Annotated in this window: 11 protein-coding genes; 3 read left to right on the top strand and 8 right to left on the bottom strand. The window is 70.2% G+C overall.

Translation table 11 applies throughout. From position 1 onward, the window contains the following. Positions 1-47: 47 nt before the first annotated feature. Positions 48-1,121 carry a LuxR C-terminal-related transcriptional regulator gene (locus AB0M88_RS52125; protein WP_364115710.1) on the bottom strand — a complete coding sequence of 358 codons (1,074 nt, stop codon included), beginning with the start codon at positions 1,119-1,121 and terminating at the stop codon, positions 48-50. Positions 1,122-1,483: 362 nt separating this feature from the next. Here AB0M88_RS52125 and AB0M88_RS52120 point away from each other — a divergent pair, with 362 nt between their 5' ends. After that, positions 1,484-2,482, top strand: coding sequence for a hypothetical protein (locus AB0M88_RS52120; RefSeq protein ID WP_364115707.1), 999 nt, complete (start codon positions 1,484-1,486; stop codon positions 2,480-2,482). 126 nt (positions 2,483-2,608) lie between these two features. Beyond that, positions 2,609-3,082 carry a peroxiredoxin family protein gene (locus AB0M88_RS52115; protein WP_364115706.1) on the top strand — a complete coding sequence of 158 codons (474 nt, stop codon included), beginning with the start codon at positions 2,609-2,611 and terminating at the stop codon, positions 3,080-3,082. An 87-nt stretch (positions 3,083-3,169) separates the two neighbouring features. Here the strand turns inward: AB0M88_RS52115 and AB0M88_RS52110 are convergent, their stop codons facing one another. The 7 genes from AB0M88_RS52110 to AB0M88_RS52080 all read right to left on the bottom strand — a co-directional run bounded on the left by AB0M88_RS52110 (position 3,170) and on the right by AB0M88_RS52080 (position 8,135). After that, entirely contained in the window at positions 3,170-4,012 is an 843-nt protein-coding gene (locus AB0M88_RS52110; RefSeq protein WP_364115705.1) for an SAM-dependent methyltransferase, read from the bottom strand. A 101-nt stretch (positions 4,013-4,113) separates the two neighbouring features. Beyond that, positions 4,114-5,091, bottom strand: coding sequence for a hypothetical protein (locus tag AB0M88_RS52105; protein WP_364115703.1), 978 nt, complete (start codon positions 5,089-5,091; stop codon positions 4,114-4,116). After that, entirely contained in the window at positions 5,091-5,417 is a 327-nt protein-coding gene (locus AB0M88_RS52100; RefSeq protein ID WP_364115700.1) for a PadR family transcriptional regulator, read from the bottom strand. The genes AB0M88_RS52105 and AB0M88_RS52100 overlap by 1 nt, the downstream gene beginning before the upstream one ends. 269 nt (positions 5,418-5,686) lie before the next feature. Continuing rightward, a complete protein-coding gene (locus tag AB0M88_RS52095; protein WP_364115698.1) occupies positions 5,687-5,866 on the bottom strand; it encodes a hypothetical protein in 180 nt (59 codons plus the stop codon). A gap of 290 nt (positions 5,867-6,156) precedes the next feature. Then, positions 6,157-6,837 carry a TetR family transcriptional regulator C-terminal domain-containing protein gene (locus tag AB0M88_RS52090; RefSeq protein ID WP_364115715.1) on the bottom strand — a complete coding sequence of 227 codons (681 nt, stop codon included), beginning with the start codon at positions 6,835-6,837 and terminating at the stop codon, positions 6,157-6,159. Between the two features lie 305 nt (positions 6,838-7,142). Then, on the bottom strand, positions 7,143-7,580 hold the full coding sequence (locus AB0M88_RS52085) for a hypothetical protein (RefSeq protein WP_364115721.1): 438 nt from the start codon (positions 7,578-7,580) through the stop codon (positions 7,143-7,145). A 435-nt stretch (positions 7,581-8,015) separates the two neighbouring features. Next, on the bottom strand, positions 8,016-8,135 hold the full coding sequence (locus AB0M88_RS52080) for a LuxR C-terminal-related transcriptional regulator (protein ID WP_364115713.1): 120 nt from the start codon (positions 8,133-8,135) through the stop codon (positions 8,016-8,018). Between AB0M88_RS52080 and AB0M88_RS52075 the strand changes: the two genes are divergently transcribed. Beyond that, positions 8,110-8,289, top strand: coding sequence for a hypothetical protein (locus AB0M88_RS52075; RefSeq protein WP_364115718.1), 180 nt, complete (start codon positions 8,110-8,112; stop codon positions 8,287-8,289). The genes AB0M88_RS52080 and AB0M88_RS52075 overlap by 26 nt on opposite strands. Positions 8,290-8,458: the final 169 nt, after the last annotated feature.

Here is an 8,458-nt window from a genome sequence, read left to right as displayed (position 1 = left end):
TGTCCCCCCCCCCGGCCGACTCCCCCCCCCGGCGGGCAGCCGCGTGGTCAGTCCAACGGTGTTTCCTCGGTCGCCGCGCCATTGGTCCACACCAACTGAACCAGTTCGGCCCGGTTGTGGACGTCGACCTTGGCGAAGATGCGTTTGAGGTGCTGCTTCACCGTGTTCTCGCTGACGAAGGCCGTCTCCGCGATCTGCCTGGTGCTCAGTCCCCGGGCGACCAGTGCGGTGATCTCCTGCTCGCGCCGGGTGAGCACGTCCCACGCGGGGAGACTCCGGATTCGTTCGCCGCCGGAATTGAAGACCAGCGTCACCGCGGCATCCTGCGGCCCGGACAGGCGGAACGAGCGGGCGATGACCTGCTCGTCCGTACCCGCGTACCGAACAATGCCGGTATGCACCCGCTTGCCGAGCGTCCGGAAGGACTCCATCGCCTCGGCGATGGAGTCCTGCAAGGGGTCCGCCGCCCGGGTCGGCGCGGTGGCCTGAAGGTTCCGGGCGGCCCGGTTGCGGAACAGGACCTGCGACTCGAGATCGGTCACGATGACCGGCTGGGGGACACGGTCGAGCGCGTACTCGAGCATGTGGGTCCGGCGCCCGGTGAGTTCGAAACGCAGAGCCCGTTCCGCGGCCAGGCCGAGTTGTTCACAAGCGAACCGGGCGTAGACGAGGTCCCCTTCGTCGAACGGCGGACGGTTCCGCGCCCGGGCGAAGTTGACCGTCCCGAAGATCCCACCGCCGATCAGCACCGGAGCTTCGAGCGAATGCCGGTAGCCGTCGACGGCCAGTGCCGTGCGTGCGCCACAAGAACTCCACCTCTCCGCCGCCACGGCCCGGGAGGAGTCGATCGGTCGCTTCTCGCGCAGCGCGAACTCGAGGACGGGGTCGTCCGCGCGGCCGTACTCCTCGTAGGCGCTCGTGAATCGCTGCGGGGCGGAGAGCAGCGCGCTGACCACCCGGTGGTCGTCCGCGTCGAGCTGGTAGAACCCGTGGACGTCCGACGCGACCAGCCGGGAGCCGACGGCCATGAACGCGTCGGTGACCTCGTCCAGGGTGAGGGCGGACTGCAGCGTGTTGACGTAGCGGTGACGGAGATCCGTGCTTGCTGTGTCGTCGTGCATTCTCGGCCGCCCCTCGGTGCGGTGCGTGGTGGGACTCAGGCGTGTCGCGTCCGCCCGGCGCGGCCGCATGATCGTCAGTGTTATGCGAGGTAAACGGGGTGTCAACGGACTGAGACCAGCTGATTCGGAACGTCAGCGACACGTAGGGGCTGTTCTTCCGGCGTCCCGCACCCGGGCGACGTCGACGAGTCACCGAAAGCCCTCGGCCGGGCCGGCACCCGGCCGCGACCCCGGTGATGGCCAACCCGGTCGAGAGCACCCTCGATCGGCTCGCCGGGTGATGTCGCCGCCTGCCGGCTGACGGTGCCGGTGGCCGAGCTGCGTACGCTCTCGGCCGGTAGGTTTCGGGCCGGAGGTGTCGAATGTCGGTTGTCCGGCGGATCGTGCTGTGCGTGCTGGTGACGGGTGTGCTTGGTGGTTGCGGCTCGCCCAAGGCGGCGGAGCCGGCGAAGGCACCGGCGGTCTCGGTGCCTCCGGCGGGCCGGGTCATCACGGTCGGGGCGCAGGCCGAGGGCATCGTCGCCGATCCGGTCACCCACCTCGTCGCGGTGGGCGTGCGCGATCCGGACCGCCTGCTCCTGCTGGACGGGCGCACCGGCATGCAGTCGGGTCAGGTCGCGTTGCCGGGTCATCTGCGGCATCTGGACCTGGCCGCCCCCGGCGGTCCCGTCCTGGTCCCGGACGAGGACTCCGGAAGCCTCGTCTCGGTCGGGTTGCCCGGCGGTGCGGTGCTGTCGACGGTGCCGGTGGGTAGGTATCCGCACGCCGCGATCCGGACCATGGACGGGACGATCGCGGTGGCCGACGAGCTGGGCGGCGCCTTCGTGTTGATCAGGGATGGGCAGGTGGTGCACCGGTTCACCGACGTCACGCAGCCCGGCGGGGTCGCCGCGGTCGGCGACCAGGTCGGTGTGGTCGACGTCAAGGACCGCACGCTCGCGCTGTACGACACGCGCGTACCGAAGCGGATCAGCGTGGTGGACGCCGGTGACGGGCCCACTCACATGGTCGCCGACCGGCGCGGGCATCTGCAGGTGGTCGATACGCGCGGGAACCGCCTGCTGACCTTTGAAGTGGTGCCCCGGTTGCGCGAGATCGGTTCGGTCCCACTCGACGGGACCCCGTACGGCGTGGCCTACGACGACGTACGGGACCGGTTGTGGGTGACGCTGACCGCTCGTAACCAGATCGTCGGGCTGGACCTCGGCGGCCCGAAGCCGGTGGTCGTGGGCACGCTGCCGACGGTTCGGCAGCCGAACACGGTGGCCGTGGACTCCGCGACGGGACGGATCTTCGTCGCCGGCCGGACCGACGGCACGGTGCAGCTCATCGATCCGCCCCCCTCGCCAGGTGGTCATTAGCAGGTGGTGCACGAGCAGGGCGATCAGCGCCTGGACGGCCAACCATTTCCGGCGGAGGATGTCGTCGTAATGAGCCGGTAAGGAATGGGCGGTAAGGATCGGACTCGGCGCACACACATATGGGGCATGGCGCTTTTGCAACCGGGGGACGAGTTCCCCGCCCTGACCCTGACCTTGACCGGCGGCGACACGCTTGATGTTCCGGCTGCTCTCGCCGGCAACTTCGGTGTGGTGCTGTTCAACCGCGGCTCGTGGTGCCCCTATTGCATGGCACAGCTGCGTTCCTTCCAGCGGGCACTGCCGCAGCTGGAGGAGGCCGGCATCAAGGTCGTCTCGCTCTCGGTGGACGACGAGGCTGCGGCCAAGGAGATGATCGACAAGAACAAGCTGACGTTCCCGGTCGGGTACGGCGCCGACGCGGATGCGATCGCCGACCTCACCGGCGCGTTCGTCAACCCGGAACCGCGCTATCTGCAGTCCACCGGGTTCCTGCTCGACGCGGCCGGCAAAGTGGTCGTGAGCGTCTACTCGAGTGGCGCAATCGGCCGGCTCGTCCCCGACGACGTCTTGGGGATGGTCCGCTATTTGAGCAAGCACTGACAGCTCGCGGGGCCAGGCTTTCCGCCGGGCACCCCGGGACTTCGTCAGCCGGCACGGCATTGCGGCGCGGGGTTCATCGCGGTGGAATCAGCGAACGTCGGCGACGGCCATCCGCTCGAGGTCGGACACGGCGATCTCGCGCCCCAGCGGTTCGAGGTAGCGGGCTCGGTAGTCGTCGGCGCCGAGATCCTCGACGAGGTTCAGGCCGAGATTGCTCAGGACGGTGCCGAGGGCGGCTTGGTCGTAGCCGGTATGCCATTGCAGCCGGCTGACCGTCCTGGCGTGCCGCGGGTCGTCGATCACCGTCTGCGGTACGTAGGTGAACACCAGACGGCTGCCGGAGGCCAGACCGGCGACGAACCTTATCGTGGCGTCTGCCTCGGATCGGCTCAGGTACTGGCTGACGCCCTCCCAGATCACGACCGTGGGCACGGCTGCCCCGAACCCGGCCGCAGCAAGCGCGCCCGCGATCGGTGTGTGGGCGAAATCGATCGGCACGTAGGTCACCGCGGGTACGGCAGCGTCGGTGGCGGTGGACAGGGCGGCCACCTTCGAGCGCTGCAGCTGGTCGAGGTCGAGTTCCCACACCGGGACCTGGCGTAGCACCGGCAGGCGGTGGGCACGCGTGTCCAGGCCCGCGCCGAGGATGACCATTTGACGGTTACCGGCGGCGAGGGCGTCGGTGACCGCGTCGTCGATCGCACGGGTCCGGCAGGCCATTGCGCCGATGAGTCCGGGCGCTATCCGGTTCATCAAGGCCGCGGATGCGGTTCGCAACAGCCGGTGGCGGACCATCGCGGCGGGGAATCCGGACAGCAGCCGGGGCCCGACCGGATCGTCGAACAGTCGCTGCCCGGCCGGCGTGTACTGCTCGAATGCCTTGAACGTGGCCGCGCCGAACGCGGTGTTGCGAACTCGTCGGGTTGCCATTGACCGGCCTCCGCTGCGCTCAGTTGCATCGAGTCATCTTCTTCTGCCTCAACATCATCTCCATAGCCGGCACGGCTACCGCAGGAGGGATCGCCCGTGGTCTAGGACGCGTGATCAGCCTCGCGTTGAACGAGCGCGGTCGGCCGGCGGGTGACTACGGCGGCGAGGCCCAGGGCGGTCGCCGCCACCGCGCTCAGAATCATTATCAACACGTACGGGTCGACGATCTCGACCCGGCTCTCGCTGATGTGCTGACCTGGCAGGGCTCCCGGAGTGATGTCCGGGATGAGGCTGTCCGGGCCGAATCGCGCGAGTAGCAGCACGGTCCCGAAGATCAACGCCATCGTGCCGGCGATAGCGAGCAGTCCCGCGAGCAGGCTTTCCTGGGCGTTCCTGGCGTTCGTCAGGACCGCGGCGACGGCGGCTCCGGCGGTGACGACGAGCGCCCAGCCCGGCGCGGCCGGGATCGGCGGGGCGACCAGCACCACGACAAGCCACACCGTGGTCGCGGCCAGCACGCTGCCGGCTCCGGTGACCAGCGCCCGTCTGGTCGCGGCCGCCTTCACCGCGGCGAGTCCGATGAGGAAGCTGCCGGCGACCGCGGCGATAGCGAGCAGACCGTAGCCGTCGTCGGCGGCCTGCAGAGTTGCGGGGTGGGCATGGGCGAGAGCGACCACGGCGATGCCGGCGGCGATCACATAGCCGCTGCCGCGCAGCAGCCACGCGGCCACGCCGTCGCCGGTCGGGCCGAGCATGCCGGTACGCCGGCCCTGCCAGCACACCGCGGCCAGCACCGATGCGACCGTGGACAGGATCCAGAACAGCGGCGGGTAGTCCGCGGTGGCGATCCAGGCCAGCAGCGCGCCGAGGGTGCCCAGCACCATGAGCAGGTGAACAGTGCCGCGCAGCAGGTGCGACGCGCGCAGACAGCCCCAGGCGAAGCTCCACCGGTCCGCCGGCTGGTCGATCGCCGCCAACTCGGCCTGCATCGCCCGGCCCCAGTCCCGGCGTTCCGCGGGCACGACGCGTACGGCGGCGTACAGCAGCCGGGCCGGCCAATCCTTCTCAACCGTGGTCATCACGCCTCCCTCAGTCGCGGCTGGGCAGCCGGGCGACCCGGAGCCGGCCGGGCGGATACGTCGCCGGGTACCTCGGCGGCCCAGTTGACGCCCTTGCCGGTCAGCCGGTACAGGTGCCGCGCCGGCCGGCCGGGCTGCGGATCGTGTTCCCAGGCGGCCTCGAGCAGGCCGTGGTCGCACAGCCGGATCAGGATCGGGTACAGCGAGCCGGCCTTGAGGCCGACCTGCCGCCCGAGTTCGTAGCCGTACCGCCAGGTGGCCGGGTCGCCGACCAGCGCGTCGAGGACCAAGGTCGTCTGCGCCGAGGGGCGCCGGGGTCGAACCATGCAAGGAACTCTATATAGATAGAGAAATTCGAAGGCATCGTCCGTTCGGACCAAGCTGCCGCCAAGTACGGGGTTCACCGACGTCCCGGCGACCACACCGCGCTCGACATACATCGAGGCTTCGACGCGTGCGACGACGGCGCAGCCGAATCAGGATCGGTACACCGAGCCCAGTGTCCGGCCGGCTGCGGCCACCGCGCCGAGGAACAGTAGGCCGACGTAGGGATCGATCGCCTCAGCCCGGTTCTGCTCCAACTGGCCCTGCGGGGTCAGCGGCCCAGGACCGGCGTACGGCATCCACGCGTCGGGTCCGCAGTGATAGAGCACACCGCGAGCACCACCGCGGCCAGCGGGACGCCGCCGGGGTCCCGCGCGGCCGGGGAGTCGTTCCGGGTCAGGCCGAGCACCATCTCTACGACGCCGGCGCCGGCGAGCACGACGCCCACCATCCGCACGATCCCGGCCGCCGCCGATCCCGCCGCCGGGCCGAGACCTGGGTCGAATGGCCGAGTCGCGCGGGGTCGGGACGGCTGTGGCCGGCCGGCGTCGGATGCCGTGCTCGCGCAGGCGGGCCTCGGCGAAGCGGACACCCCAGCGGGCGCCGAGCGTCTCGAAGATCTCGACGGCTCGCCCCAGGCCGGTCCGCGCCGGGTCCGGATCACCCCGGCGGGCGTACGCGGGTGCCGCGTCCATGGCGGCGAAGCCGGCGAGTGGCGCCAGCCGGGCCCGTGCTTCAGGCCTAGCTGGACGAGTTTCTGGATCTGCGGGACCGGCGGGGTGCCGGCTCGGTCGTCTCCGCGGCATAGGAACGGACATGGCTGAGCGCCATGTCGAGCGCGACCGCCATCGGGGCCGGACTGCGCTCGGTCTGCGCCAGCAGATAGCCGCCCTGCACGGCGACCATCACGGCGACGGCCAGGGCGTCCGGATCGGCCTCCGGGCGCAGCAGCCCGGCGGCTCGCATCCGGGCCAGGCCGGCCGACAGGAGCGCCTCCCACGAGCGGAAGTGCTCGGTCAGCATGAGGCGCGCCTGCTCGTCGGTGTCGGACAGCTCGCTGGCCAGCGAGCCGATCTCGCAGCCGTACGCGCCGCCCCGCAGAGCGTTGCGCTTCAGAGTCGCGTCGCGCCACCGCTCCAGCCCGGAGAACGAGTTGAGCCGGGCCAGCAGCTGCCGCTGCCGCTCGAGCAACTCGGTGCCCTGCTTCGTCACGACGGCGTGGACCAGTGCCGCTTTGTCAGGGAAGTGGTGGTAGAGCTGCGACTTGCTGACCCCGCTGGCCACCCGCACCTCGTCGAGGAGGGTGACCCCGACGCCGTTGGCGAACATCAGGTCGGCGGCGGTACGCAGGATGCGGTCGCGGGTCGCCGCACCGCGTGGCGTGAGCTTGGGCGGCGCCGACCTGACCGGCGTCGTCCTCAGTGCGGACGGCGTCGCCCCGTTCTCGCGCTCTGCCACAGGTTCCAGGCTACCGGTAGCCGGACGCCGCCCGCGGTGTCGCCTCGGCGGCCGTGCCGCACGCTCCAGCCCGCGACCCGGCGGACGAGCAGCACGATGCCGCCGAAGGCGGCGCACCCACCGGAGCCTCCCGAACTGGTCTTCAAAGTCCAAATCCTGAGCCCGCCGGTGGTCGCCCCGTTCGGCGAGGTACGGCCGCGAACACCTCGATCTCGACCCGGAAGTCGGGCCGGCCCAGCGCCGGGATCACGGCCATCATCGAAGACGGCTCATGGCGGAGGAACCTGCTGCGGACCTCGCTGTACGCGCTGATCGTGGCCGGATCGATCAGTCACTGACGGACCGGGATGATGTCCTGCGGCGCTGTTCAACGATCGTTCCACGTTCGGCCAGGCCTGCGTGGCATCCTCGGCGAAGTCGGCCGGGACCGTGCCGTCGGCGCGCCGGCCGGGCGTGCCCGAGGTCACCACCTGGTCGGTGCCGGTGGGCAACCGCACGGCATCCGCGTAGTGTCCGATCTGATGGGCGATTCCAACATTCACGGCTTCGAACGCATCCATTTTCTGGACCATATAGTCTGTGGTACGGCCGGGCAGGTCGACGTTGCCGGCCGCGAAAACGTACGTGTGCTCACGGATGTGGTTGCGGTGACGACAACCGAGGCTGGCGGCATGGACGGGGTACTCGACGGGATGAGCGATCGACATGTACAGGCGATCAGCCTGATCGAGGAGTTACGGGAGCGGGTGCGGGCGGTCTCGTCACTGGACGACTTCAGAATGCTCAACACGATGGTGCTCGACCTGCTCGGGCGGTTCCTGAGCGGCGAGCAGGTGGACGCCGACCCCGAGGGCACGCTGCGGTCGCTGGCTCAGCTCGGTCCCGGCTGGCGGGAGCGGTACTACCGGGGCTGGATGAAGGAGGTCGACGGGGCACTGCGCCGGATGCGGGCGGCCGGCGACCTGCCCGCGGCCACCGACATCGACGGGCTGACGTCGCTCGTCGTGACGGCGATCGTCGGCGGCTACGTGCTCTCGGCGCTGCTCTGCGAGGTACGCCCGATGGCGGCCGCCTTCGACATGGCCATGGTCCGCCTGCAGTCGGGCGTCGCCGGACCGTCAGCCGGCGACGGCTACGGCCTATCAGCCGGCGATGGCCGCGGCGACGTCGTGGCGCGATCGGACCTGAAGCTTGGCGAGGATCGGGGAGACGTGCGCCTCGACCGTGCGCCGGGAGATGACCAGCTGGGCTGCGATCCGCAGGTTTGATGCCCCCTCGACGACCAGCGCGGCGATCGTCGCCTCGGCCGGGGTGAGCGACGACTCGCCGTGCGCGGCGCGGGGCATGGCCCGGGAGCGCGGACCGCGCCGGACGCCGTACTGCCGCAGCCAACTGTCCGAACTGCTGATGCAGTAATGGGCACTCAGCTCACCGAACATGCGTGCCGCCCGGGTGTTGCACGCCCGGCGCGGAGGGCGCCGAGCCGCCGACCTAGGGCGTGTATCGAAGTCGGCGGTGCCGGTTGATGTTCACGGCGTGGCGTTGATCGATAAATAGCGAGGTCTCCGGTAGATGGCTTAACGAC

Source organism: Actinoplanes sp. NPDC051411 (genome assembly GCF_040682075.1).
In the GTDB taxonomy this organism is placed as follows: domain Bacteria; phylum Actinomycetota; class Actinomycetes; order Mycobacteriales; family Micromonosporaceae; genus Actinoplanes.
The sequence above is the reverse complement of the archived record's forward strand: the minus strand, read 5'-3'. Positions and strand labels throughout refer to the sequence as shown.